Annotated in this window: 31 protein-coding genes and 2 pseudogenes; 16 read left to right on the top strand and 17 right to left on the bottom strand. The window is 59.2% G+C overall.

What is annotated here, in order from left to right; translation table 11 throughout:
* Positions 1–761: 761 nt before the first annotated feature.
* Positions 762–926 (bottom strand): hypothetical protein, encoded by a 165-nt coding sequence (locus FJW04_RS30015; RefSeq protein ID WP_181172997.1) that lies wholly within the window; start codon positions 924–926, stop codon positions 762–764.
* Positions 927–1,752: 826 nt separating this feature from the next.
* Positions 1,753–1,857 carry a Fic family protein gene (locus FJW04_RS19860; RefSeq protein WP_246673917.1) on the bottom strand — a complete coding sequence of 35 codons (105 nt, stop codon included), beginning with the start codon at positions 1,855–1,857 and terminating at the stop codon, positions 1,753–1,755.
* A gap of 1,256 nt (positions 1,858–3,113) precedes the next feature.
* Here FJW04_RS19860 and FJW04_RS30010 point away from each other — a divergent pair.
* Entirely contained in the window at positions 3,114–3,281 is a 168-nt protein-coding gene (locus FJW04_RS30010; RefSeq protein WP_181172996.1) for a hypothetical protein, read from the top strand.
* Between the two features lie 998 nt (positions 3,282–4,279).
* Here FJW04_RS30010 and FJW04_RS30425 read toward each other — a convergent pair.
* Positions 4,280–4,360: pseudogene (locus tag FJW04_RS30425) on the bottom strand (DUF2269 domain-containing protein); the annotation flags it as partial.
* Positions 4,361–4,716: 356 nt separating this feature from the next.
* On the opposite strand from FJW04_RS30425, the gene FJW04_RS19845 reads away from it, so the two are divergent.
* From FJW04_RS19845 to FJW04_RS19815, 6 genes are all read left to right on the top strand, one after another.
* Entirely contained in the window at positions 4,717–4,959 is a 243-nt protein-coding gene (locus tag FJW04_RS19845; RefSeq protein ID WP_140619114.1) for a hypothetical protein, read from the top strand.
* Between the two features lie 1,375 nt (positions 4,960–6,334).
* On the top strand, positions 6,335–6,541 hold the full coding sequence (locus FJW04_RS19835; protein ID WP_140619116.1) for a hypothetical protein: 207 nt from the start codon (positions 6,335–6,337) through the stop codon (positions 6,539–6,541).
* Positions 6,542–6,644: 103 nt separating this feature from the next.
* The gene (locus FJW04_RS19830; RefSeq protein WP_140661331.1) at positions 6,645–6,827 is read left to right on the top strand and encodes a hypothetical protein; all 183 of its coding nucleotides are present in this window, start codon (positions 6,645–6,647) and stop codon (positions 6,825–6,827) included.
* A gap of 511 nt (positions 6,828–7,338) precedes the next feature.
* Positions 7,339–7,521: a DUF3606 domain-containing protein gene (locus tag FJW04_RS19825; RefSeq protein ID WP_318011836.1), complete on the top strand. Its 183-nt coding sequence runs from the start codon at positions 7,339–7,341 to the stop codon at positions 7,519–7,521.
* An 18-nt stretch (positions 7,522–7,539) separates the two neighbouring features.
* Positions 7,540–7,851 carry a hypothetical protein gene (locus FJW04_RS19820; RefSeq protein WP_140661330.1) on the top strand — a complete coding sequence of 104 codons (312 nt, stop codon included), beginning with the start codon at positions 7,540–7,542 and terminating at the stop codon, positions 7,849–7,851.
* A 237-nt stretch (positions 7,852–8,088) separates the two neighbouring features.
* Positions 8,089–8,529: a two pore domain potassium channel family protein gene (locus FJW04_RS19815; protein WP_181171415.1), complete on the top strand. Its 441-nt coding sequence runs from the start codon at positions 8,089–8,091 to the stop codon at positions 8,527–8,529.
* A gap of 132 nt (positions 8,530–8,661) precedes the next feature.
* Here FJW04_RS19815 and FJW04_RS19810 read toward each other — a convergent pair whose 3' ends face one another.
* The 5 genes from FJW04_RS19810 to FJW04_RS30155 form a co-directional block, all read right to left on the bottom strand.
* Positions 8,662–9,069: a low affinity iron permease family protein gene (locus FJW04_RS19810; protein WP_140619124.1), complete on the bottom strand. Its 408-nt coding sequence runs from the start codon at positions 9,067–9,069 to the stop codon at positions 8,662–8,664.
* A 52-nt stretch (positions 9,070–9,121) separates the two neighbouring features.
* On the bottom strand, positions 9,122–9,364 hold the full coding sequence (locus tag FJW04_RS19805; protein WP_210241311.1) for a hypothetical protein: 243 nt from the start codon (positions 9,362–9,364) through the stop codon (positions 9,122–9,124).
* Between the two features lie 561 nt (positions 9,365–9,925).
* Positions 9,926–10,222, bottom strand: coding sequence for a hypothetical protein (locus FJW04_RS19800; RefSeq protein WP_140619126.1), 297 nt, complete (start codon positions 10,220–10,222; stop codon positions 9,926–9,928).
* 830 nt (positions 10,223–11,052) lie between these two features.
* Entirely contained in the window at positions 11,053–12,057 is a 1,005-nt protein-coding gene (locus FJW04_RS19790) for an ABC transporter substrate-binding protein (RefSeq protein ID WP_246673914.1), read from the bottom strand.
* A gap of 270 nt (positions 12,058–12,327) precedes the next feature.
* A complete protein-coding gene (locus FJW04_RS30155) occupies positions 12,328–12,969 on the bottom strand; it encodes a CGNR zinc finger domain-containing protein (RefSeq protein WP_210242367.1) in 642 nt (213 codons plus the stop codon).
* A 51-nt stretch (positions 12,970–13,020) separates the two neighbouring features.
* Here FJW04_RS30155 and FJW04_RS19780 point away from each other — a divergent pair, with 51 nt between their 5' ends.
* Positions 13,021–13,815 (top strand): DUF2066 domain-containing protein, encoded by a 795-nt coding sequence (locus FJW04_RS19780; RefSeq protein ID WP_140716135.1) that lies wholly within the window; start codon positions 13,021–13,023, stop codon positions 13,813–13,815.
* Between the two features lie 123 nt (positions 13,816–13,938).
* Here FJW04_RS19780 and FJW04_RS19775 read toward each other — a convergent pair whose 3' ends face one another.
* On the bottom strand, positions 13,939–15,006 hold the full coding sequence (locus tag FJW04_RS19775) for a GlxA family transcriptional regulator (RefSeq protein ID WP_246673913.1): 1,068 nt from the start codon (positions 15,004–15,006) through the stop codon (positions 13,939–13,941).
* Here FJW04_RS19775 and FJW04_RS19770 point away from each other — a divergent pair.
* The gene (locus FJW04_RS19770; RefSeq protein WP_140619134.1) at positions 15,005–15,319 is read left to right on the top strand and encodes a DUF1272 domain-containing protein; all 315 of its coding nucleotides are present in this window, start codon (positions 15,005–15,007) and stop codon (positions 15,317–15,319) included. The genes FJW04_RS19775 and FJW04_RS19770 overlap by 2 nt on opposite strands.
* 31 nt (positions 15,320–15,350) lie before the next feature.
* A complete protein-coding gene (locus FJW04_RS19765) occupies positions 15,351–15,821 on the top strand; it encodes an OsmC family protein (RefSeq protein ID WP_140619136.1) in 471 nt (156 codons plus the stop codon).
* A gap of 131 nt (positions 15,822–15,952) precedes the next feature.
* On the opposite strand, the gene nadE is transcribed toward FJW04_RS19765, so the two are convergent.
* The 3 genes from nadE to FJW04_RS19750 form a co-directional block, all read right to left on the bottom strand.
* A complete protein-coding gene (gene nadE / locus FJW04_RS19760) occupies positions 15,953–16,780 on the bottom strand; it encodes an ammonia-dependent NAD(+) synthetase (RefSeq protein WP_140661328.1) in 828 nt (275 codons plus the stop codon).
* Between the two features lie 219 nt (positions 16,781–16,999).
* On the bottom strand, positions 17,000–17,452 hold the full coding sequence (locus FJW04_RS19755) for a DUF892 family protein (protein ID WP_281405551.1): 453 nt from the start codon (positions 17,450–17,452) through the stop codon (positions 17,000–17,002).
* Positions 17,453–17,480: 28 nt separating this feature from the next.
* Complete coding sequence (locus FJW04_RS19750) at positions 17,481–18,980, bottom strand: winged helix-turn-helix domain-containing tetratricopeptide repeat protein (protein ID WP_140716200.1); 1,500 nt, start codon at positions 18,978–18,980, stop codon at positions 17,481–17,483.
* Between the two features lie 122 nt (positions 18,981–19,102).
* On the opposite strand from FJW04_RS19750, the gene FJW04_RS19745 reads away from it, so the two are divergent.
* From FJW04_RS19745 to FJW04_RS19735, 3 genes are read left to right on the top strand one after another with little or no spacing between them, the layout of a single operon-like run.
* Positions 19,103–19,360, top strand: coding sequence for a hypothetical protein (locus FJW04_RS19745; RefSeq protein ID WP_140716133.1), 258 nt, complete (start codon positions 19,103–19,105; stop codon positions 19,358–19,360).
* Positions 19,361–19,400: 40 nt separating this feature from the next.
* The gene (locus FJW04_RS19740) at positions 19,401–19,709 is read left to right on the top strand and encodes a hypothetical protein (protein ID WP_140716131.1); all 309 of its coding nucleotides are present in this window, start codon (positions 19,401–19,403) and stop codon (positions 19,707–19,709) included.
* Between the two features lie 26 nt (positions 19,710–19,735).
* Positions 19,736–20,035, top strand: a complete 300-nt coding sequence (locus FJW04_RS19735; protein ID WP_140716129.1) for a hypothetical protein — start codon at positions 19,736–19,738, stop codon at positions 20,033–20,035.
* 171 nt (positions 20,036–20,206) lie between these two features.
* Here FJW04_RS19735 and FJW04_RS30005 read toward each other — a convergent pair.
* From FJW04_RS30005 to FJW04_RS19725, 3 genes and pseudogenes are all read right to left on the bottom strand, one after another.
* A pseudogene (locus tag FJW04_RS30005) lies at positions 20,207–20,338 on the bottom strand (integrase); the annotation flags it as partial.
* A 228-nt stretch (positions 20,339–20,566) separates the two neighbouring features.
* The gene (locus FJW04_RS19730; protein WP_210241309.1) at positions 20,567–20,986 is read right to left on the bottom strand and encodes a winged helix-turn-helix domain-containing protein; all 420 of its coding nucleotides are present in this window, start codon (positions 20,984–20,986) and stop codon (positions 20,567–20,569) included.
* A gap of 38 nt (positions 20,987–21,024) precedes the next feature.
* On the bottom strand, positions 21,025–21,747 hold the full coding sequence (locus tag FJW04_RS19725) for an AAA family ATPase (RefSeq protein ID WP_140716127.1): 723 nt from the start codon (positions 21,745–21,747) through the stop codon (positions 21,025–21,027).
* A gap of 86 nt (positions 21,748–21,833) precedes the next feature.
* Between FJW04_RS19725 and FJW04_RS30000 the strand changes: the two genes are divergently transcribed.
* The 3 genes from FJW04_RS30000 to FJW04_RS19715 are packed head-to-tail and all read left to right on the top strand — an operon-like array spanning position 21,834 to position 23,021.
* A complete protein-coding gene (locus FJW04_RS30000) occupies positions 21,834–21,983 on the top strand; it encodes a hypothetical protein (protein ID WP_181166477.1) in 150 nt (49 codons plus the stop codon).
* A 50-nt stretch (positions 21,984–22,033) separates the two neighbouring features.
* The gene (locus FJW04_RS19720; RefSeq protein ID WP_140620249.1) at positions 22,034–22,255 is read left to right on the top strand and encodes a DUF768 domain-containing protein; all 222 of its coding nucleotides are present in this window, start codon (positions 22,034–22,036) and stop codon (positions 22,253–22,255) included.
* A 46-nt stretch (positions 22,256–22,301) separates the two neighbouring features.
* Entirely contained in the window at positions 22,302–23,021 is a 720-nt protein-coding gene (locus FJW04_RS19715; RefSeq protein ID WP_140716125.1) for an SOS response-associated peptidase, read from the top strand.
* A gap of 245 nt (positions 23,022–23,266) precedes the next feature.
* Here the strand turns inward: FJW04_RS19715 and FJW04_RS19710 are convergent, their stop codons facing one another.
* Both FJW04_RS19710 and FJW04_RS29995 read right to left on the bottom strand, forming a co-directional pair.
* A complete protein-coding gene (locus FJW04_RS19710; RefSeq protein WP_140620253.1) occupies positions 23,267–23,473 on the bottom strand; it encodes a hypothetical protein in 207 nt (68 codons plus the stop codon).
* A complete protein-coding gene (locus tag FJW04_RS29995) occupies positions 23,463–23,936 on the bottom strand; it encodes a hypothetical protein (protein WP_181173003.1) in 474 nt (157 codons plus the stop codon). Before FJW04_RS29995 ends, FJW04_RS19710 begins: the two co-directional genes overlap by 11 nt.
* Positions 23,937–24,072 lie beyond the last annotated feature (136 nt).

The following is a 24,072-nucleotide window of genomic DNA, read 5'->3' as shown; positions in this document are numbered from 1 at the left end:
GGCTTTTTTGCGGCTCTGGCTAACCCGCCCATCCGCAGCAGTTCTCTCCGCGTTGAGGACACCCCCGCGGGAGCCCGTGGAGGCGCGTTCTGAGCAAATCTGCACGCCTGTCAGTCGTGTGGGCACGACCTCTCGGGCCATGATCGTGACAGGCCAGCTGGGGAACTTTCCGGCGCAGGGCGAATTGAGCCACGGCGGCCGATTCCCACTCCGAATCCGCCGCTGACCAAAGACCCAATCTTGGTCGGCCCGCGACTCCTCAGGAAGGCGCGGGCCAATATTGTGGCAGGATTCGGGTGCGCGCCTGGGGCTGATTTGAGTACCCATGTGAGATAGCGGCCCCCTGAACCAAAGCTGATCTTGCCGTCCGAAGAGACCCGCGCGCGAAGGGTAGGACGTCACCACGGCAAGACAGTTGCGCGTTGCGTTAGAGATACCGAGCTTGCGACGAGGCCGGAGATCAGCCGCGCTCTCGGGGAAAACAGAACCGTGATGACCCCAAGATTCCGTACGACGAGCTGGTGCATGCACGCGGAACTTTTCGCGTCCATTCGGCACAATGGGCATCTCGCACGGTGACTAAATAGCCGGCTGCCGCCGCAGCAGGGGGCGTCGGGGCCACAAGACAGGATGACGGTCGAACGATCAAATGCAGGTTCATGGATTAGGCGTGGGGGAGGATCGCGACGAAAACGAGTCCCGCTCCTCCTCAACCTTGAAAACGATGCTTGCTCGAAGGGCCAGATCGCCGCCCTCATCTCTTACGAGAATTTGTGGTGATCACCGTCTGGAAGCGCGTCTTTGGTCATCTCCGCCAAAGCTTTGATCGCTTCATATTTGACTGCGGCAAGGTCTTGGCCTTCTGTTCCCTCATCGTCAGGGAATATCGTTCCGTTGTCGTCGAAGTCGAAATAATAGAGCGCCATCGCCGAAAGGCTCGCCGTTTGTTCCTCGCTTTCCCTGATGACCCATTACAGGGGGCAGCGTCAAATGCGCAAAGTCACGCCATGAGCGAGGCGCGCGCCAATTCACCCTCCCCAGCCTTCATCTGTTCGACCTACTTGAAAGCGGGTGCGCGGCCAAGTCAGCCCAGTCGATGCCTGTGCGTACAATCCGAGCTTCCGTGTCGCGAAAGATGGTGTCGTGCAAAATTGCCTGCAGGCGTCTCGTCTGTCTGCGGGCTTGCGACGCTGTGCGTCGGTAGAACTTCTCCGGCCAATCAGCTGGACCCGTGTTTGGTTCGGTGGTGGCCGACCTTGCGGATGCTTCGACTGCCGATCGAACATTCAAGCTAAAATGTCCCGAGGGCGATCGATCCCAATTGGCTGCGGCCTTGGCAAGCAGAGTTTTGTCGGCTCGGCGCCCTGAAGGAGAGTTGTCTGAAAGACGCCGAGCCCAGCCAGAGAGATTAGCGGGGGGCCGCGTCCTCTCGCCGGCCAAGAGGTTATGCGCTCCCTTAGGCACTCGTGAAGCATTCGAACGCACTAGGAGGCCGGAACATTTTCCCTGAAATCCGACTTGCTGGACCAATTCATCCCGCGAGCAACGTATTGTTTCGTCCAATCGTCTGGTCGCTAAGGACCTGACTTTCCTGTCCGCACTGCAACGCTAACCCGGCTCGGAAGGGGCTTCTGGGTGGAGGCCGTCACGAGGTTCACCTGAATTCGCTGTGCAGGCCAAGATCGTTCACGGGACGCGGCAGATCACCTTCATCGGCCGCGAGTGCCTGACCTCTTGAAGCGGGCCTGTTCGTTAACCTGCTCGGCCACAAACGCCGCAAACGGCTTCACATTCATGCTGCCGCTTATTCATGAGGAACCGCGCCATACGGCCGTTGCCGTCCAGGTAAGGGTGCACATAACCTACATGCCAGTGCCGTAGTACGGCAAAGTTCCGGAACTATTTTAGCTCAAACTAATTTAATGGCGGTTGTGTAACAGTCGCGAGGGCGCGAAGTGGCGGAGTATCGAGTTGAGATAATGGCCGGCGAGTCGGTTGTGTCTTCGCAGGTGCTCATGGCCCAGGCGCCGTTCAAAGCGGCAGAAGCACACGTCGGCCAGCCGGTCACATTGAGACACCAAGAAGAAAACTGGGTGCGTGTCTGCGAAACAAGGGGCGGGAGGCGAACCTTCGCTTACGTTCGTCGCATGAGGGCGGCGGAGACCACTCGCGGCCGTAAACTTTTTGGACAAGCGGCTGAGCAGGTCTGTCAGGTCTGGCCAGGTTCGACGGGATCTCGGTGGCAGAGGCTATTCAGAAGCTTTTCCCGATGCGAAGGCGATCGGGATCGGTAGCACCGACATCGAGCAAGAGACCGGCAGCATTTTATGAAACCGTGCTCGATGCCATCGTGCATAATGCAGCTGGTCTTCCAGAGTAAAGCTCAATGGCGGGTAGGCGGAATTGCGGCGTGTTCGTCGTCTGCTGAACTGCCCATCCCTTTGTCGCCGGCCATGCGCTCGCTGGGATTTCTTATTTCCGCTTTGGAAATTCGATCACCTTCGCCTCAGGCTCGGGCTCCAGCGGCTCATGACCAGGCCGCTCGTGCCAGTAGATTTGGCGCAAATCGCGTTGGTCGACCCGCTGACCGCAGTACGGGCAGTTGTAGAAGTGAAGATGCTCTTCAATATGCTGCCCTCCACGCAGTTTGCGGGGAATCGGAGGGCCAAGGTCGGATAGCTTTGTCATGCGGGCTGCAACATCCGGTCAGGCTAAATGTTCCGGAGCTGTTTTAGCTAAAGCTTATTGGAACGGACAGTTCGTCAGTGAGTTGATGCGTTTGAAGTTCACCAGGCCGATCGCGCCCGAACTGGTCGGCACCCCCGCCGCAAGGCGATGAGTGGATCCATGAGATAAAATTCGATGGGTGGGTCATTGGATGACAACGCGCTTCGGTTAGTCACCAAAATGGTTACGATTGGAGGGGGCTGATACATCCAGCTTGCCGGCGAAGCAGCGGCGATCGAGGCGAAAGACTTTATTATCGACGGCGAGGCGATCACTATCCATGAAGCTGGCCTGCCTGACCTGCACTGCAATCAGCCGTTACCAGTCTCACATCGGCGCGACCTCTATCTGGTGGTGTTCGACCTCCTGCACCTCGACGGGACGACTTGCGCGACGTGCTGGTGAAAGACCGCCGCGACATTCGCCAGGCATTGATCCCGACCGGTGGCCGCATTCAGTTCAGCGAAGCAATGCCTGGAACTGGTGATGCGTTCATCACCTTATCGACCGAGCTGGCCTGGAAGCATGGCGCTGCCAGCGGGCTTTTCGCCTGATGCTTCGCCGCGGCACATTCGACTGCACTTCGGCCGCCGAGCTGGTTGCCGGAACATGTGTCCGGCCAGAGGTTCCGGAGCCGGACCGCTTATCCTGTTGCGGTGCCTCCTTGTGATCTGCGCGCTGGCTCAGGCCGGCGCTTTTTATGCAACGTAGGGGAACCTGATATTCGTCGGCTGGTTCGACAGGCGGCAGCACCCGTGCTGCTGGTCAGGTCCCCAATACCTGGCCGGGCCCGCTTCCCTTGCCAGTGAGGCGGGCCCACTGCGATCGCGTCTGGCGCCTTCGTTTGAAACCTAAACGACCATGGCTGGGTGGGCGGCTGGTGGGCGCGGCGTCGTCTATTGAAGGGCCAATAGTCGTCGCAAGGTCGACAGGCTAAGGCAGGAACAGACCGACCGGGAAACTCGCGTCGTCACCGATGCCGAGCGCAAAGCTCGCGAAGCGAAGATGGCCTCGTCTGAGGGCCGATCGGCTGGGATAGCATTCCGTCCTGCATGCAAATGTCGAGCCGACGAAGAAACGCTAGGTGGATGCCAAGGCACCGAACTCACTGCCTTTACCGCGCCGGCCATCGCAGCCCGCCGGTCCGCCGCGCGCCGACAGGAGACATGGCCATGGTCACACGATCAGGTACGGGCAAACCGATCGGGCGAGGCTGTGTGGGGACGATCGCGGCAGATGAGCGCAGGCGGTGTGGACATTGAACCGATGCCCAGAAGACCAAATCGGGCCGGGTGCCGCGGCTCCGTGTGACTGCCCGCTGGCTCGGGCCGGCGGGCTTTCTGCGTCTGGAGGGAACGTATCGAGGGCACGCAAAATCGGGTGAGCGCCTGCGAGTTGTCGGCCAGAGGGCGCCGGTAAGTTGTGTTCGAACAGCCTTCGATTGAGCCCGCCACCGAGTGCCTAACTCTCTCTGCCGCACAACCTGCTGCAAACGGCATCTAAAGCGCGACTTCCCAACTAAACCGGCCGGAATATCAGATCCATTGGAAGCGGGTCGCGTGATCTTCAGCCTGTTGATGGTGGTCACCGCTCCGAATGCTGGGAAGCCGAAAATGAACCACAGCCGGAACAATGATCGCAACGTTCGGGTGGAGGCTGGCCGGCCGCCGCGGCCTGGCACGCCGTCTGCGCCGCTGTCAGCCCCAAGAGCACGGCTTCTGAACATTCGCCGTCCATACCGGCTGAGTGGCCACAGGGTTTCGGACATTGTGTACCTGCCAACGTCCAGCCGCGCTGTGCGCGGTCTCTCGGCTGCGCGAATATCGCCGCGTGAGGTGCATGACCTACCGCCATCGGCGCCGAGTTCAGCCACGACCAAAAGCCGTCGGCGGGCGCCAATTCCTTGCAAAAAGCGATTCGAGGCCATCGGAACCAATGCCGACGCCAGAGATTTGCTTTGGAGTCATTACAATGCTTGGAGGAACCATCATGCGGATCGGAGACTTCGATACCGGACGGGTCAAACACAGCCCGTTGTACCGCGACGCCAAGCTCGCAATGCTCACCCACCAGGTCCTTTATCACATGCAGCTAACGGAAACGGCGGTGAGCGGAGTGGAGCACGCATTGGTGCAGTTCGCCCAAGCCACTAAACACCCTGCCCACGACGCTGCTCGTCGCTCGCTCGCAGCTTTCCTTCATCTGGAGCCCGATCAAACCTTGGGGATGTGAACAGTGCCGACATGTCGGCAAGTTGATTCGGCAGACTGCGAATTGGTATTTGGGAGAGCTCGGCGATCCGCCGAACGACTAGCCCTAAGGGCCATCGTCGCTTACAACCTGCGACTTCACGGGCCATGAACACCAGCCGCAGGTGCGGACGGTGGCAAGCAAACCGACCGTCGCGGCCGCTGAAGGGAGTGCGCTCGACAGGACTGCATCACTGCTGCAGAAGCGATCAGTCGAAGTTCCCACTGCAGATAAATCTGCGCTCGCGGGCAGCCGTTCATCACACGGAACTAATTGTTTCCGCGCGTTGTGCCATCCGGGGCGAATCATGGCAAATGGGTCGGTTCTGATCGTTTTGAAACGAGCCAATGATACTGCTCGACCTACAGGACGCTCTCGAAGAAGCTGGCTTCCAGGTTTTGTGAGTAGCGCTGCGAAGCCCTGTCGACCTTTGATGCGGACCCGGGTTCGTACAGCGCTCTGATCTCGTACATACGGCTGGGTGATGGACGATCGGGTTGGGAAGTTGCCCGGCATGTGCGGCAATCCAATGCGACGATGGTATATCTAAGCGGGGACAGTGCCTCGCACTGGGGCGCGGAGGGCGTCCCAGAAAGCATCATGCACGAAGCCGTTTGCTTTGCCTCAGGTCATCACAGCCCTTTCCACGCTGCTCAACCAGCAACATCCGCAACCATCAAACGAACCAAGGGCGTAACAGGTTTTTGCCCGCGTGCAACCGATCTCTGGCAGCCAAACCGCTTGCGGCGGTGCCTCTCTCCTAATCCGGGTCGACACTTTGTCCGTTTTAGAGGGAGTAGCCCGGTGGCTCACCGACCAATACTGCCGACAGCCCACCCGAGCGAGATGGCCACGACGAACCCCAGCAGTATGGCCGTAAAGAACCACATGAGGCGTCCCTTCGCTCGTTGTGCGAGCATCAACGCGGCAAGCGATTTATAGTTGCAAATCCGCAGGAGCAGCGATCCGCTCGGGCGCTCGCCGACGCCGGGGACCCTCATATCCGGTCGTCGGTGTAGGAGTGGGTCTTGTTGGACTTAGTTTCCACCCGTGGCTGGACCGGTTCAGGTCGGATATGGATTGAGCGGTAATAGGCGCTGCCCACGAAAGCGAGGCATGGCTGGCCGAGAAGGAGATCAGCAAGGCGAAGGCGGTCACGAGCAAGAGATGGTCCCCTGTTGAGCCAGACATAACCACCGCCGATCCTGTCCGTTCATTCACGGTCTGCTTGCTCCCGTGTTATCGTTACCGCGACGTTAAGAACGGCCGCGCACCTTGACAAGTTAGGCAGCCTACGGCTGGGCCAAACTCCTCTGCCGGCGGTTGGAACCTTTTCCAGCCGCGCGGATTGCTGTGCATGACAAAAACCCCTGAAGTTGCTCCACCCATTCTTCCCGAGACCAGCCCGGACCGACCTGTCAATTGCGAGGTCGCTCTGGAAACCGCATTCGCCGCCCTTGTCGCCACCTCCATCGCCCAAGGATGGACCCAGGAAGAGACGGCCGAAACGCTGCACAAGCTGGCCATGGAGCATCTCGAACAGCTCAAGATCATAACAGCCTAATCCGGCGCGGCTCCGGAATTTCGACACGTCACATGTCGGATTATTTGCATTCAAATGAATTTCACGACGCTATAGATGCTGCCTCAACGTCTGGGAGGAGAGCATGGCTCCGCATGAGCAGCATGCCGTTGAAATCATCCGCGAGAAGAAATGGACCGTGCGTGTGACCGCCTATGGGAGCGTCATCACGTTTACTTTCGAATCTGAAGAGTACGCGCCCTCATACGCGGACGGGCAGGCGTTCCGCCTCGGCGTCGAGGTTGTCGAATTAAAGAAATGCGCCTAGCTACAAATCAGCGAACTTTTTCCCGCACTTCTTTTGGAAGGGGGATTTCGGAGGCAACGGCTTCACCGGGTCGCCAGACTGCTGCGTCCTAGCCTGCGCATGCAATCGGCCGGCGCAGGATGCGGCATGCGGTCGTAATGGTCGCCAGCTGTCGTTGGGCTGACAGGTCGCGATCGCCAGCGTGGGCACGATTTGCCGTGCGTTATCGGAATACTTCCTCTCAAATTAGGCTACGGTCATGGGACTTCATGGCCCTGGGGAGGGCTGTTTCCTTTTTTACCGGCTCACCAAAGTTCTGCCGTTCGAAGTCGCCGTCGACGCCACCGACAACCCGAGCCTTTCTAGGGGGAAAGTATGCCATTGCGGCCAAGGGGCTCACGGCGAGCATTGACGGCTAGTAGGCCAGCCCCCTCAGCATCTCAGCCCCGCGCCGGACTCGCCCGCCGAGACGAAGCGGCCATGCCTGTGCAACAAAGCCAGGCGAACCACGTTGCCCCTCAGGAGTGGAGGAATGAAGATGGCAGACGACAAGCGAAAGAGAGACTCTCGGGATCGGAACCGCGTCTCGGTCGAAGAAGACTACGAGGTGCGATATCTCTCTGGAAGTCCGGGGATTACGGCCCAGCAAGTCCGCGACCTGATTGAGCAACACGGTAATGACGCCGAAACGCTGGAACGCGAAGCGAAGAACTAAAGGCTCGCTGAGGCCAAGATGGCAAAGTACCAGGTGGAAGAGATCTACGTTGACACCGTCGTGTCGTCTCGCGTCGTCGTGGAGGACGATCCGATGAAAGCAGCCGAACAGGCTGCCGGGCAAAGAGTGTCCCCAAGGGCACTGCAGGAACATTGGTTCCGTGTGGTTGATGAAGAGCAAGCCGCCGTCTATGAATACAGCTTGGCCGCACGTGACGAGCATCCAGTTCGGTTGGAAGGCAAGGGCCGCTCCGGCCTTGGTCGGCCGATCCCCGGCAAGATTCGCGGGTCTGAACTCGCCGACGAGCACCAACCATTTCCAGATCAGTAGGGCCTGCGTCAAGCCTTCTGGGATGAGGTGCCTGGGCATGACCTGTTGGAGAAAGAGCCCGCACAGATCCTCAAGTTACCACCCCGAATCCAGTAAACCCACCGACCGGGCGTCGATGAAGTTTCTTCGCGACTTGGACGAGCCGGACGCAATAATTCTATATCGCAGAAAATCAGACCGTGACACAGGCACTCAATCGCGCGATCAACACGAAGCCTCCTTGAATGGTGCATGGTCATGAACGTCATCGCAGTGAGTCTCGTATCGCTCGTTCTGGCGATAGCGTGTGTTCTGGTCCACTACGAGGCGTTCAAAATGGTCGCGAGCTCTGCCCGTTCAGCCGAGGTCGGCGGGTTCCCCAGCCGAGGACGACTGCTGATCGTAATCTTCGGAGCGCTTGCGGCACATACCGTCGAGATTACGTTCTACGGGTTCGTCTTCTGGGGCCTCCATAGCTATCGGGTGTTCGGCGAAATCGTCGGAGAAATCTCCAATGGATGGGTCGACTTCCTGTATTTCTCCGTCACCAATTACACGACGCTGGGAGTTGGCGATATCAGGGCCGAGGGTCCGATCCGACTGATTGCCTCATCGGAGGCGCTCACTGGCCTGGTGCTGTTGAGCTGGACGGCCTCGTTCACCTACCTTTCCATGGAGAATTTTTGGAAGAGGAGGTAGCGCCGCGAGATCCCAGGCCCGTCTCGATATGAGGTCTACTGAAATGACTAAGGAAGCTACGGCAGCGATCGCGGGCATGTTGCTTCGTGCCATTGGCGAGGAGCGGTTTAATGCCGTTTCTCATACTTACGGTCAGCGATGTTCTTTCCTTGCGCCTTCGCCGCCTTTGCGTGTCTGCCCGGTTGAGCGGGCGCGGGCCACTGCGGCCTCACAGGTCGACCTGATCTCTTCAACCTCGGTCGCGGTTAGAAGATCTATCCCGATGAAGCTGTTCTTGCCTGTACTCACCCGCACCAGCTCGTCAAGCTTAGCCTGTACCGCCGCCCCATCTCGGTTCTGCGTATTCTGGATGAGGAAAACCATCAGGAAGGTAATGATCGTCGTAGAGGTGTTGATGATTAGCTGCCAAGTTTCTGAAAAGGCGAGCACAGGTCCGTAGAAACCCCAGACCGCTATCAACGCAATGCAAAGGATGAATGTGATAGGCCGACCCACTCCTCGAGCAACGGCGTTGGCAATATTTCCGAACGACCTTTCCATTCAGCGTCACGGCCGAATCACAATGAAAGCCGCCGAGGCGGAAGACTTTGCGTCATTGCGCAGTCGCTTTTTTACTCGCCGCCGATTTGGGCTGACCAGATTGGCTTTTTGAAGCGGAATTCTTTGAGTGGGCTGCCATTGCGGGGGCGGCTCCGGTCTTCTTGACCGCGCTCGCCTTCGCACTTGATCGCTTCTTTGCAGTTGCGTTCTTAGGGTCGGCCTTCTTAGCAGGAGCCTTCTTAGCTGCCTTCTCGCTGGAGGAGAAAATGCCGGTGATGCTGTCGATGATGGACACTGCGCTACCCTCCATTTAACTTGACCATCAATGCGCAGCGGCAGGAAACGGTTCCATTCAGGGATCGGCAATCGCTGATCGGACGAGGCCGGCGGTGAGCGTGAAATCCGCTCGCCCGCGCGACGTTATACCGAGTTTCCCTCAAGATCGACCAGCGGCGGCGGGATGCGTTTGAAAGTTGTTCGAACAGCTCTCCGGCACAAAAAAAGCCCGACACCTTCGGCGGCGGGCGAGGTCTGCCAGTACGCTCGACCTTAACCACATCGGGCCAGGGATGTGCCGCCGCCGAGTACCTAGCTCGGTCGTGTACTAAGTACACTCGTCTGGCAGGCATTGGCTATGCGATAGGCATCTCTAATCGACCATTCGGCTCTGTTGGGGTCGCAACGCGCTGCTTGGTCGGGCACGCTTGCTCGATCAGCGGACAAGAGGTCCTCAAGGACCTCTTCCCAGATGCTCTTCGACAAGCGATGACACGCCTGCTGAAGGGCACGCGCATCTCATTTCTAGATGGTCAATCCAGTTCCCGTGTTGGACGCATGGAGCCGGACCGGAGAGCGATCAGTCGTCCTGCTGGATAACGACGGGCCGATTGTGGTGGTGACGGTGCACCGAGCGGGTGATGACGACGGTGTCACGGCGATGATGCCGATGGCGCCACGAGCGATGGCCGTTGTCATAGAACGCGTCCTGGCCGCGATGCCGGTGGTGAAGACGGTCACCTTCGTCGTTGTATATGATGGTGGTGCCATGGTGATGCCGGTGATGTGTTGAAACCACCACGTCAGCCTCGGCAGCAGAAGCGACCACCGGAGCCGCAAGCGAAAGAGCCAAAGCGCTTAAGATCAAAACCTTCATTTTGCTATTCCTGTATGCCTGAAATCCCTTCACGAAGGCAACGAGGCAGAGGTGTCTTTGTTCCTGCCTGACGCCCGGGTGCCGCATTGTTCCAATATTGGTGAGGGCCATTCCTCCCTAGCTGACAGGCGTTCATTCATACGCACCGTTTGGTCGGTCAGGTCACCCGCGCTGAGGCGCGAGAAAGATCACGCCACCGAAGCGGATGCTGGGACTGGAAGAGGTATGGAGGTAATCGCGGTTTGCAGCTTCAGCTTGCCGGGTCTGGCGGCGAGACGAGCGCTTCTTATCAGCCTGCGGCAGGCGAAGTGGGCGCGGGTGCGTTGCCGCCTTGGTTTTGCTCGGGGGCAACCTTAAGGGGTGTCGCTTGCCGCGAAGCGTTTGACAAGGGCGCAAATATAAAAAAGGCGAGAAGGCCTAGAAAAACGAGGGCGATCACGAAGACCGCCCAGCTCACGATCCGAGCTGTACCTCGCCGTTCCTGATTGCGTGAGAGATCGTTGGTCATTGGATATCCTTCCAGGATCCAATAGTCGGATCCGAATCGGCTCCCGAACTTCAATTAGGCGCTGATGTTCCTTTCGTTTGGGAACACCAAAACTATTTTCAGGGCTGATGCCAAAGCATCACTTGCCAAGGGAGAGAGCAGCGCGCCGCGCCGGCACGAGGTCGACGCGGGCTCCCTGCGGCAGCGGCTGCATGGAACAATTCATCAGGTTCAGATTTCTCGGAGCCCGTTGGCCATAGCCTGGAGAATGCTCCAAGGCGCATTGGACGGCCAATGGTGACAGCGCTGCTGCCGCCGCGAGCCTCCGCCAGCCAACTCCGCCTCACCTTGGATCGTCAACACGCCTGAATTGCGCCAGGTTGCCCGGTGTTCTTTCGGCGATTTGGATCGGCGCGCCAGTCCACTGCCAAACGGTCGTAGCTGGTGTGCGAAAGAACTGGATATGGCCACGGGTGCCCGCAACCTCTATGTGCGGCCATGACTCTGCGATGCTGTTCCGGTCAGTGCCGCAGGTCCGTATTGCCTGAGCAAGGACGAGGATCGTGTCATACCCTTCCAGAGCAACGAAGGAGGGCGCCTCGCCCAACGTCTCCCGCAGCGCCCTTTCGACGCGTGATCCTAGCGGGTTGAGGTGTCCGGGTCGGTAGCGCAGGAAGGGGATCGCAGCGCTATCCTTACCTAGCAATGTGGCCCATTCAGCGAATTCCGGTTGCCCAGCTGGAGCGCCGATCTTGATCGTGGACAGGCGGCCGTCATTGCGAACTGACTTCACGATTGAGATAGCTGGATCTGGCTGGCCTACCAGAAGAAGAAGGACTGTTGCGCCATGATCCATAAGTTGGTCGCACAACATTGAGGGGTCCAGCGAGCTCATACTGATGTCCGGTAAGGTCGCGCCATTTGCTTGCAGGCGATCACGAAGAATGTGAACGCCAGATGCCCAATAGACACTCTGCTGCGATGCAACTGAGATCCGATCGTGGCCGGCGCGCGAGAGAAAGTCGGCATATATTTGCCAGCCGCGGGACTGCGGCGGGGCAAGACGTGCGACCCATTTCGTTGGTTTTTCCGTTAGCCTGTCGAGTACCGCCGACGAGCAGAGAAAGGGTAGGCCGAGCTCGTCGGCCCTGATAGCCGCCGCGCGAGCAACGACACTGTGATACTCTCCCGCTATCGCCACCACGCCCAAACGAGCCAGTTCATCCACTGCCGCGAAGGCCTTCTGTGGGTCGGCTGCGGTGTCTCGGACGAGCAGCTCAAGCGCCTTGCCGCCGACGCCACCAGCGCCATTGATTTCGCTAACAGCAAGCTGAAGGCCCGCAAGCAAATGTCTGCCTGCCTCAACCCAGCCGGGGCGAGTCAAAGGGACGAGTGCCCCGAGTTTCTTCGCAGCCCGGACCAGTCGATCCCATTCAAAATCTCCTGGTTCCGCCGCTCGCCGGGTACCCAGCTACAGCGGATATGCGTCGACCGATAGAGACAGTCGGACCTACCTCCAACAATCTGTACCATCGCGACCACCGACACAGTCCCATTCGATGTCCGATGCGGCAGGTCTTGAGCGGACTGGCTGCCGGCCCGGCCTTTCCATTCTGCGCTACTTCCGATGTGCCAAGCGGTAGCGGGCCGCCTTGGCGCGGTTACCGCAACTGTCCATCGAGCACCAGCGCCTCGGTTTGGAGCGGCTGTCGTCGATGAAAAACCCGCCGCAATTGTCAGCCTCACATCGCCGGATGTCCTTTCCTGCGGGGAACAGCACCAGCATAGCAGCGGCCGCTGCTGAGCGGCGCAGCGGCAGGTATAGCCTTTCGTTTGCCGACGAGGATTGGAGGTTCAAGATGCCGCCAAGGCCAGCCGAGCCGCCCGCTTGCGCTATCGCTTTATGAAAGCTGCGCAGGGCAACGCGTTTTGAGGCGGCGTCATGGCCGAGGTTTTTCGCACAGACATTGAGCCACGATTTGAGGGCGGCGCGTAGCGTTAGCACCTCGAGATGCACATCGCGGGCGACGCGTGGGTAAGTCACGGCACGACGCTCGAGGACCCGCCCTTCATTTTCCGACAACAACAGGGCCGGAATGCAAAAGACCAACAGATCCTGATAGCTCGGTATGCAGTCGATCTCTGCTCCGTCGCGCCAGTGCAATGTGTTGGCAAGGTCAAGGGCGGGCGCACCACCCAACATTCGCATAGGGCCGCGCGGCGAGAGGTAGGTCCGGACAAATTCTGTTGATTCCATCATCGTCAATATGTAACCTGATAAGCAGTTACTCAAGAGGGCAGGGCGGGTCAAATGAAGAAGCCACTGTTGACGTTCTTGTCCTGGTTTGCGTTTGCAGTCACTGCCCACGCAAATGACGATGTCCTTTATCGCTCAAGCGTGATCGTCACCGGAGATCGCGAGGAAACGCGCGTCCCTGCCATCCCTGAGGGTTTCGCACTGGCAGCGCAAAAGCTGACCGGAAATCCCGACATCGTGCACAATCCGGCCTTCGCTTCGCTGGCGACCGGGGCGCCTGCCATGGTTTGGTCCTACACCTATCATGACCGCATGTTCGGCAGGCCAATTCACGACGAGCAGGGCACACGCGATCGGCCTTTCGATCTCACGTTCCAGTTCGACCGCAAGCGAATGGACCATGCGATGGCGCTGCTGGGTGAGAGACCATGGTTGGGGCCGCGCCCAAAGCTGGCGCTGGTCATCGAGGTTACCGATATGGCGCGTAGCTATGTACTCGCCGCCGATGGCGTCCACGGGTCGGACCTGCGCGAAAGCTTTGAAGATGCTTCGGTGCGATTCGCGATACCGATCATATTTCCGAAGGAGGCCGATCTATCGGCGCTCGCGCTGGATAACGTCGATGCAATACCTGATGGGAGCCTGGCCAGACTGAAATCCAGATTGGGAGCTGACGCGATCTTGGTCGGGCACCTCGATTGGGAAACCAACGAGCCGGGCTGGCATGCGGTTTGGCGCCTCCCACTCGTTACAGAAGGTAAAAAGTGGGAGGTTTCCGGCGTAAATTTCGATGCTGCCTTCCGCAACGCAATTGGAGGTGCCGCCAAGCGCATGCGACCGCCCAATTAGGGCGGGGTGCCATGACATTGCGGGAGGTCGCATGGCCCACTCGCCCAACTCGCACCGCCAGCTGCTGCTGTGAAGCATCCTCGCCTGCGAATCCCGGCTGAGTGGCTATGCCATTTGTCAGGTTCACTCCCAATCCGGAGGAGCTTGCGCAAAGCGGCTCCTGTAGTCGCTTGGGGCAACCCCGAGCGATCTCATGAAGGCCCGCCGCAAAGTCTCAGGATCGCCGAATCCAACCTCATGTGCGATCTGCTGGACAGATTGGCGGCTGGTCTCCAGAAGGTCTCGTGCGGCCTCAACGCGTAGAGCCTCGACGGCTCGTCCTGGGGGCTGTCCATTTTCCTTAGAGTAGACGCGGGCAAAGTTCCGCGGGCTCATGGCCATGAAGGATGACAGTGCCGGGACGGACAGATCGGCGCCAGGATTTTGCCTGATCCAAGCATGCAGACGGTCGAAGCGGCCGACGCGGTCTCTGATTTGTTGACGAAGCGCAGTGCTGAATTGCGATTGTCCGCCGGGCCGTTTGAGGTACAGGACCAACTCCCGTGCGATTGCCAAGGCTGTCGTGTGGCCGAGATCTTCCTCAACCATTGCCAGCGCCATGTCGATGCCGGCGCTTACCCCTGCCGATGTCCAGACGGCCCCGCATCGTACGAAAATTGGATCTGGCCTGACGTCGATCGCGGGAAATCGCTCTGCAAGTTCGGCGCAACGCTCCCAATGGGTCGTGGCGCGTCGGCCATCCAACAGGCCGCACTCGGCCAGAATGAACGCTCCCAGACAAATGGAGCCAAGCCGACGCACGTCTTTTGCTTGTCTGATCAACCAACCCCGAACAGGACGGGATTTTGCGGCTTCTAAGGCCGTCGCCCCACCTGAAATCAGGAGTGTGTCGATCGAGAGCTCACGGCAGTGATCGAAACTGACGGTGTGGAGAGCAATGCCCGCATCCGTCTCGATCGGCCCGCCTCGTTGCGAAACAAGGATGGTACGAAACGCGGGTTCTCCGCTTGCTCGCTTGGCGTCATTGAAAACTTGCAGCGGGCCGGTGACATCGAGAAGCTTCGTGCGATCGAATACCAGAAAGGCGATCAGTCGTTCGCGGTGCGCGTTGGCAGAATGCGAGGTCATAATGGCATTTATGCCACGAGAACCTTGTGCGATCCAGACGGCGAGGAAAGAGATATGGTCCATGCTCGAGATCAGGCCCAATTGCGAATGGTGCGACCGCGATCTGCCCCCGGGCAGTTCGGAGGCTCGAATCTGCAGCTACGAGTGCACCTATTGTGCAGAGTGCGTTTCGACGGTCCTGCACGACGTTTGCCCGACTTGCGGCGGAAATTTTTCAGCAAGGCCGATCCGGCCCAGGCGTGAATGGCGCGCGGGCTCTTGTCTCGGGCTTGAGCACGATCCAGCGAGCAGCCGACGAACACACTCGAAGTGGACAGCAGAGCAGGTTGCAGATCTCGCGAGGCGCCTGCACGACGTGGCGCCGGAGGGCCGATAAGAGAAAATCCAAACACAGAAGAGATATAGCAATGGCTAAATTCCACGACTACACCTGCCGCATAGGATGGACCGGCAATCGCGGCGCCGGCACCAGAACGTATCGGGGCTACGACCGGACATGGGATATAACCACGATTGGAAAGCCTGTGATAAAGTGCTCCAATGACCCGCTGCTTGGGGGCAATCCGGCGCTACCCAATCCCGAAGATCTCCTTCTCGCATCCGTTTCGGCCTGCCACATGCTTTGGTACCTGCATCTGGCGAGTGACGCGGGAATTGTCGTCCACTCTTATACTGATCAACCCGTGGGCCATGGCGAGAGCGAGCCAAACGGAGCCGGGCGTTTCGTGGGCGCCACATTGCGGCCCAGGATCGAGGTCGAAAGCGGCATCGATCTCGACGAGGCTGCAGCCATCCATCATCGAATTCATGAGATTTGCTACATCGCGCGTTCCGTCAATTTCCCAATTCGTGTTGAGGCCGATTACCGAAAATTGTGAACGAGAGAACGGCACCCGCAGCGTGCGGTCTCATCCTCCGACTGCAAATGCATTGATGTTCAGGCGGCTCGGCCGCCCAACGCCGCCCAGCGCCATGGTGCCGGTCCGACGGTGGCAAGGACCAAACGCCGCTAGCGAAGCGGGAGATCGGGTGCCACCGGAAGCGAACGCTTGTGAGTGGTGCTTAAATACGCATCAAGGATACGCTTCCGCGCCGCTTCGTCGATTTCCTTACCTTCGAGGAAATCGTCAATCTGATCATATGTTACTCCATACGCATCTTCGTCAGGACGAAGCGGCACGAGGTTCTCCAAATCTGCGGTCGGCACCTTGTTGACGAGTTGCGGCGGAGCGCCCAGATGCGCCGCCAGCGCGCGCACCCGGCGTTTGTTTAGCCCGGCAAGGGGAAGGATGTCGGCGGCGCCGTCGCCAAACTTGGTGAAGAAGCCCATCATTGCCTCGGCCGCATGATCGGTACCAATGACCAGCCCTCGTCTGGCAGCGGCGAGTGTGAATTGGGCGATCATGCGCTGACGGGCCTTTATGTTGCCCAGCAAGAAATCTTCCCGACGAGCATTGCCGAGCTCCACGCCAGCCGACCTGATCGAGTCGAGCATCGCGTCGGCCGCCGGTTTGATGTCGAGCCTGTGCGCTTCGTCAGCTCCGATGGTCTCGAGTGCTCGCTGAGCGTCCTTCTCATCGGCCTGCGTCCCATACGGCAGCCTAACAGCAAGGAATTTGGCGTCGTATCCTGCCCTCCGCAGTTCGCTTACGGCCTGTTGAGCCAGAAGTGCCGCCGCGAGCGAATCCACACCGCCGCTTATGCCTAGCACGTACGTGCAGAGGCCGGCTGCACGCAGGTACCCGCTTAGAAAGTCGATGCGTCGGCGTGCCTCCGCGGCGGCATCGAAACTCGCAGCGACGCGCAAGGCGCTGATGATCGCTTCTTGTTGTGTCATATCCCTTTCTGCTCCCGCTGTTCAAAGAATGAAACGTCGTTGGTGCCGATTCCGGCGACCCGGTCTGCGCCTGCGTGGGAACACCGGAAAGCGTTTTGGCCATGCCGTCAGACCAGGGCGCGCTTGATCTTCCCAAGCGTTCCGCCGCGGATACCGACCCATATGGTGCGGTATCCGCGAGTCTCTCTCGGCGAATGACAGACTCCGTAGTCGCAGTTCCTAAGCTGCCTCGGCAGCGACGTTCACGGCTGACTCGGCGAGCTGCGTAAGGGCTTCGTCGGTGTCCTTTTCCTCGCCAAGGGTAAGCTCGAGAAGCTTAACCGCTTCGGCCATGCCGAGCTCGCTAGCCCAGGTCCGCAACGTACCATAGCGGGAGATTTCATAGTGCTCTACTGCCTGAGCCGCCGCAAGGAGACCAGCATCGAGAGCCTGAGAGCCCTTGTAGTCGTCCATGATTTCGGCGCCCTCCTCGGTGATGCCCATAATGGCGGCACAGGTCTTGCCCTGGGGCTTCTTGCCTAGGGCTTCGAATATTTTCTCCAAGCGCGCGACGTGCTCCTGGGTCTGGCCGCGGTGCTTTTCGAAAGCTGCCTTGAGGTCAGGGCTTTGCGCTGCCTTTGCCATCTTGGGAAGGGTTGCCAGGATCTTCTTCTCGGCGAAATAGATGTCCAAATGCAGCGATGAGTTCTCGGACTGGATCCTATAAGAAGCCGGCCTTTCTGAAGCCGGAGAGGAAGAGTTCAAATGATGACGGGTCTGCGAAGGGAAGGTGGGCAAGGTAGCCAAGCGAGAGGTCCGGTTGCCGGCTCAGTGTGGCCTCGACTGCGACATGGGCGTTTTCCATCTCGCCCAGATGTGCGTAGGCCGCCGCAAGAAAGGCATGGATGAAGAACTGGTCGCCGGCCTTCCGATAAGCGTCGATGGCCTCGGCATATCGGCCGAGCAGGAAGAGCGCGCTGCCCTTCACCTCCCAGAACCAGACCGGGGGCAACGGGTCGAGCAGTATGGCCCTTTCGAGGACCGCCAAGGACTGCTGAGGCTGGCCGCCGTAGTTGAGCCAGCTCGCATAGTCTCCGGCAATGTTGACGTCGTGCGGATTGAGCGTACGGGCCTGCTGGAAATGCAGTCCGGCATCCCCATGCTGGCGCATATGTACAAGCACAAGACCCATGCTCTGGTTACAGATGCCGTCATTCCGGTCGAGCAGGAGCGCCGTGCGCGCAGACTGCAAGGCTCTTTGCAGCGTACGATGATCGTGGTCATACCAGAAGCGCGCAACCAGGCACTGCGCCAGATAGGCATGACCTTGAGCAAAAGCCGGATCGAGTTCGGCGCTCCGGGCGAACATGGATTCGCCCTTGTCCATTTCATACTGATGGTAGTGCGCGCGACCCTGCAAGTAGTAGTCGTAGGCGGCCCAATCGACCGGCGGCGTTCGCCGCGAGCGGTTAGTCGCATCTGCCTCGGCAGCGCCTTGGACGGTTGCAGCCACAAGGGCCGCCACCTCCTCCTGAACCGAAAAGATGTCCTCAAGCGCCCTGTCGTAGCGTTGAGCCCACAAATGGAAGCCGCTGGGCCCGTCGATCAGTTGCGCCGTGATCCGGATGCGGTCCCCCAGCCGTCGTACGCTGCCCTCGACGACGTAGCGCGCGCCGAGTTGCCGGTGGACTTCCGCAGGGTCCGGCGCTGGTCCACGAAACTGAAAAGAGGAATTGCGCGCGATCACCACGAGCGACCGGTATCGCGCCAGTTCGGTGATGATATCTTCGGTAATGCCGTCGCTCAGATAGTGTTGGTCCTGATCGCCGCTCAAATTGGCGAAGGGCAGCACGGCAATGGTGGGTTTGCCGGACGGCGCGATCCGTCGCTGCACTGAACCTTCCACGCGCTCGACAGGCGCGGTGAAACGGTAGCCGACGCGAGGCACGGTGGCGATCCAGTCGCCACCTTGGTCGGTAGGGCCGAGCGCCTTCCTCAGCGTCGCAATCTGGACGGTGAGATTGCTTTCCTCGACCGCCAGACCCGGCCAGGCAGCTTCCATCAGCTCGGCCTTGGTCAGGATGTCGCCGGACCGCGCTGCAAGCGTGGCGAGCAGCGTGATGCCGCGATGCCCGATGGAGATCGGTAGCTCTTGCCGCAGGAGCGTCCCCTTCTCAGGGTCGAGCACGAACGGACCAAAGGCGAGGTGAACCCGTTGCATCACGCCATATTAGACGTTTCGGAATTTTTCGGAACAGTTTCGGCCGCGCTTTAGTACGCAGGTCCGCTGATCCGCCAAAGTAGCGTCATCGATTCTAGCAGCACCAAGAAAGGACGAGCCAAATGAGCACGCAGCTTTCTCTTACCTCAAGATTCTACCAGTCTCTCTGGAGCGAACAGCCGACGTGGACGACTGGACCGGCATCGGTCTGGGCGAGACTCATCGCCCTGCGCGGGCTGGTCGCGGTCTGGCGCGAGCGCATGTTCTATCGCGAGGAGCTGAAGCGACTGGCGGAAGATGGGCCTCAGCGGATCGACGACGTCGGTCTCACCCTGGCAGCCGTCGAGGCGGAACTCCAAAAGCCGTTCTGGCAGGCGTGATTTGCATCCATAATTTCACTGCCATTTCGAGCATCGGATTATGGCACGCATTCTCTGCTATGACCAGCGCTTCCAGGGCCGCTCGCCGGGCAATCTGGATGCCTGGGGGTTCGTCATGAAGGCGATGCCCTATGTCTGGACGTGGGGATCGGCGGCCGAGATCGATGCCGCCGAGGGACTGCTGAAGCAGGCCACGGATCTCGACCCCGACTATCCGCGCGCCAACTGTCTGCTGGCACTGATGCTAACCACCCGGGTGCTGCTCGGTCTGGACGCGCAGGCCACGCACCTGCCAGCCGCCCTCGAGATGGCGGAGCGGGCGATCCGGCGCGAGCCCGAAGACCCGTGACACACTTCGCTGCCGGTTTTGCGTGCATGGTGGCGCGGCACTTCACCCAGGCAGTGGAAGCGCTGACGGAGGCGATCGCCCTCAACCCAAGCCTCGCGATCGCCCACATGATGTTAGGATCGACCTACGGCTACGGAGGCATGCCCGATGACGGCCTGCACCGCTGTGCGTGGAATGGGTCGAGAAATATTACCCCATGGTACGGGCCGAAGACCGAGCACTATACATCACAGGGCTCCGCGTTGCAGGTCTCAGCTAAGGAGCCGACCGCGAGCCCGTTGGACAAATGTCCGGTTATGGCGCAATATACCGGCTGGTATTCATGACCGGAATTGGTCGCATTGCGGTCGAAGGTCGATGACTCGGTGAAAGGAGGCTTTCGCGGCCTCGCAGCCCGAAACCTGGGAGCCCGTTTCCCACCCCCAGCCCGAACTAGCAGCACAACAATACCGTCCCGCGAAGAGGTCATCCGCCGTACACGAATGACCCCTACGGCGTCAGATTTCAGTTCGTTCTGTTAAGAGCAAAGCGTCTTCGATATCGACGCCCAAATACCGCACTGTATTCTCGATCTTGGTATGCCCGAGCACGATCTGAATGGCGCGCAGGTTGGCCGTCGCCTTGTCGATGCTCAGCCGCATAAAGTCTCGGCTCGATGGCACCGATAACGCTGTCGACGATCTGGTTCCTGGAGCTCGAAGAAATCGGCCAGTTGAACGTCGTAGCGCTCGGCCCAGACTTGGCGGCCGCTGGGGGTATCGCTGAGCTCGGCGCCTATCCTGAGCCTTTGGCCCGAGCGGCGCACGCTTCCATCGAGGACGTAGCGCACACCGAGCTCGCGCCCGACCTGCGTCACGTCAACGACCTTCCCCCGGTAGCTGAACGAAGAATTTCGCGCGGATACGAAGAGCCAGCGCAGCCGTTGAGATGCGGGTGATTATGTCTTCCGCCAGCCCATCGGCGAAATATTGCTGCTCGATGTCGTCGCTAAGGTTGGCGAATGGTAGCACGGCTATCGAAGGACCGGGTTCCGACGGGCTGCGTGCTGCTGTCGCGTCGTCCAATTTTTCTATCTCGCCGGCAAAGCGGTAGCCGATCCGTGGAATCGTCGCGATCCACTCAATTCCGTCGGATCCCGGGCCTAGGAGTTTCCTGAGACACGCGATCTGGACGGATAAGTTGCTCTCCTCAACCGATATTCCAGGCCAGGCAATGTCCATCAGATCGGTCTTGGCCAGAACCTCACCGGCATGTCTAACCAGCTCTATCAGAGTCATGCGGCCTTCAAACACTTGGCCTTGCTAAACTATTTTAGCTAATTGCTAAAGGAGGTGCGCCGTGGATGGCCCGTTTGAATATCGGCCGCGCCGCGCAATCTTGTTAATCGAAGCGTTATTACTCGAGTGGCGGCTCTGAGGCCGTCTGAATCCAAGCTCTCGACACTAATAGTGGGTACCGGGAACGATTTAAGTTCTTCCTCGACAAGATTAATGTGGTGGATTTGATCAAGACTGCTCTGCAGATCAAGATCGAGGAACTTCTGAATGATCCCGAGAGTACGCCGGCGTTCCCTCAACCGCACCTCTAGAATTCGCCTTGGCGCCCGCAATCGGACAAGAAGGTCCGGTTTGGGCAGAAGCTCGAGAGCACGCGACACTCTTTCACGATCCGTGATGTCGCTGAACAAAGCCAGTGAGGATACGAATTGAACCATACCTTGGTCAAAAATTGAGATCTTTTGATTAGACGCCATTGCGGCGCGCCAAGCTTGCAAAAGAGCCTCAAGATGCCAGTTCAGACGAGCTGCCCACATCTCGTTCTTGGGTGGGAGAATCTCAAACAGTTCTCCGAGAGAATGCTGTCCAATCCACTTTGAATGAACGCCAGAAACCAGTTTAAAGGCGGCTCTTCTAACCGGGTGTGCACGGTCAGCGATATGCAAAAGAACGGGCTGGCCCTGACCTCGCAGATCGCGTGCCAACTCGGACGCCAAGGTGGTCTTACCAGCGCCGGAGGGCCCAAATAGCTCCAAGATCATCTTTTAATCCAGACTGAGGGGAGCCGTCCGATAGTAATCTTAGCCGACGAACCAGGAAATGCGTCATCCGTACGAATGACCGTGTCGTGAGTAAGATCGGCGCGCCGCCGCCGAAAGGTCTCACGAAGGAAAAGGCCGAATGGCTAAGGCCGGGCCTCGTCGGCCGCGTGAAGTTCCTGAAGGGCGAGGAGAAGCTACGTTACGCCAAGCTGCTCGATTTCCGGGATAAGCAATAGCCAACGCGTGCCAGCCGGGAACTTAGGGCACCCATCGCACTTATCGCCGAATGAGCACACGCGGCGTGGATTTCCTCTATCGCTGGATGAGCGAAAATATACCCGAACATGCTTCCGTCGATCCGGGCCTGATCGCTCATCTTGCCGATCAGGCCATGGCCGACGCGATCAAGGCTGGTATCCGGCCGCGTGAGATAGATGAGGAGGTCGACAGCGTCTTCGCCGTAATAGCGGAGGCTGTCAGCAATCATGAGGGTGGCGCGATCGAATAGCGGTCCCGAAGTAGACTATTGCTTTTCGGGTCCCTATCTCTGGTGCATGTGCGGACGAGTTTTCGTAAAGACCACAATCCCCGACATGGTTCGCCGGTTTCGAATCGCCCATCCTGGCGAGGTCGAACGGCTTGGCAACAGCTTTCCTCTCTGGAACGGTGCTCCGAGCCTGACCTACCCGATCATCATCCGTGAAGAGCTGTCGACCAGCATGGCCGGCTTTATGTCGGCGCGCTGGGGCCTGGCCCCGGGATGGGCTCGGGAAGGTGACGGCCGCCCGCCGCCGGTCAACGCCCGCTGCGAGACCATTGCCAGTAATGGCTTGTTCCGCAAGGCTTACAATACGCGCCGCTGCTTGGTGCCCGTCGACGGCTATTTCGAATGGCAGAAGCTCGACGCGTCGGGGAAGAAGAAGCAGCCCTATGCTATCGCTATGAAGTCTGATGACCCCTTCGCCATGGCCGGCATATGGGAAGAGTATGCCGACAAGCTTACGGGCGAACTTGTGCGGACCTTTGCCATCGCCACCTGCGAGCCCAACGATCTGATGGCGACCATCCACGACCGCATGCCGGTGATCCTGGCGCCGGCCGAGTACATGCGCTGGCTTGGGCCGGAGCAGGACCCTCGCGAGCTGATGAAGCCCGTTCCGTCCGATCTAATGAAGATGTGGCCGATCGACAGCAAGGTCGGATCTCCGCGCAACAACACGCCCGACATCATTGATGAGATCGGTCGCGGGCCTACTGATCTGTTTGACGTCTAGGTTCTGGGCTTTGGAGGCCGCTGCCACGACACATAGGGCATCTGATCGTAGACCCTTTGCAGCCGGTTCGGTGCACTCCCGTCGGGCAACACGTGCCGTTTGAGCTCAGCCACTTTGCGCATTGAAAAACCTTGCCGGCGCCGAGACATTGCCGACACCCGAACTTCCTAAATCCTGCCAAGTACCACCTGCCCACCTACCTGAGACGGCAAGAACGTCAGGGGCATAAATTAGTTTCACCGAAGCTAATCCACGTCCGAGATTTTGCCGTTCGTGAGGTGCGTCTCGATTTTGCTGAGCGCCTTCCGAATGACGTCGACCGCCTGCAAGTTGACTGCGAAGTCGAAATTGCCTTCCGCCGTCTCGAAAATCAGGACGCCGATCTTCGTTTCGTCGTCCCTCAGCATGCCGATGCCAATTCCTGTGGGCATATACGGTGGTCTATCTGCCATGGTTTCCTCCTTCAGAGATAGCGCTCCCCATCATCTCGGTGCTCGAAACAGAACCAATGCGGATCCTGGCGAGGCCGAGCAAAGCCGAACCCTCGCGCTTCGCGCAACCTGTGCGCTCGCACATGTGCCTTAGCACTCTGGCGCGCTCGCGCGGCACGGGCGTTATGCCGTCGGGAAGCCTGGTCGGTTCGTCGCTCATCTGCGGAAAGATTCCATAAGACTGCTTGACGGGCAAGGAATTTGTTCCTTTTCTGTTCTCATGGCGCATGATCCGATCGACACGCTGGGGAAGGCGACCCGGCACAATATGCTTGTGAAGGTGGAATGCAGTTGCGGCAATGTCCGTTACTGCAGATCGGCCGATCTCATGATGGTCTATGGCGGCGGCGTTGATCCTTTGAAGCTGAAATTCGACTGCAACCGGTGCAAGCCATCGATCAAGATCACGCTCCTTGAAGTCCATCCGGAGCACCTTCCGAAGCGTCTGATGATCCACAAGCCGATGAAGGTGGACGGCAAGATCACCTGGTACACCGAAAGGTTCAGGGGATGAGCGGTTCTTTCTCGGAGCGTTGCAAAGATGCCCGCCGGGTACCTCT

Source organism: Mesorhizobium sp. B2-7-3 (assembly GCF_006440715.1).
Taxonomy (GTDB): Bacteria; Pseudomonadota; Alphaproteobacteria; order Rhizobiales; family Rhizobiaceae; genus Mesorhizobium; species Mesorhizobium australicum.
This window is presented reverse-complemented; position numbering and strand designations above follow the sequence as displayed.